This is a genomic window from Psychrobacter aquimaris (assembly GCF_016107525.1).
Classification (GTDB): domain Bacteria; phylum Pseudomonadota; class Gammaproteobacteria; order Pseudomonadales; family Moraxellaceae; genus Psychrobacter; species Psychrobacter aquimaris.
Genome location: NZ_JABASR010000039.1, coordinates 1 through 637, shown reverse-complemented (window position 1 = coordinate 637; position 637 = coordinate 1). Strand labels below are relative to the sequence as shown.

The 637-nt window shown below is 48.5% G+C and carries 1 protein-coding gene; it reads left to right on the top strand.

From position 1 onward, the window contains the following. On the top strand, positions 1–637 hold a 637-nt coding region (locus JFC10_RS14800), incomplete at both ends, for an IS256 family transposase (RefSeq protein WP_198333490.1).

Here is a 637-nt window from a genome sequence, read left to right as displayed (position 1 = left end):
TACGCCAAAGGTCAAACCACTACTGAGATTGTCGAAACCATCAAGGACATCTACGACGTCGACATCTCAAGCAGCTTGGTTTCCAGAGTCACTGACAACATCTTGGATGACATCACCGCTTGGCAGAACCGGCCACTGAGCAGCGTCTATCCTATCGTCTACTTAGACTGCATTGTCGTCAAAGTTTGTCAGGACAAGCAGATCATCAACAAAGCTATCTATCTGGCCTTAGGCGTTGCTCTAGATGGTAAAAAAGAGCTGCTTGGCATGTGGCTATCAGAGAACGAGGGCGCTAAATTCTGGCTTGGTGTTCTCACTGAGCTACAAAACCGCGGGGTTCAAGATATTCTTATTGCCTGTGTAGACGGCCTAAAAGGCTTCCCTGATGCCATTAATACGGTCTACCCTAACGCTCAGGTTCAGCTGTGTATCGTGCATATGGTGCGCTATTCGATGAAGTTCGTACCTTGGACGGACAAGAAGGCCGTAGCAGCTGATTTAAAGGCCATCTACGGTGCTGATACGCTTGAGATGGCAGAGACCAACCTTGAGCACTTTGATGAAGTATGGGGCAAAGAGTACCCGCATGTCATCAAGTCTTGGCGCAATAACTGGGAGGGCTTAACGGTGTTCTTTG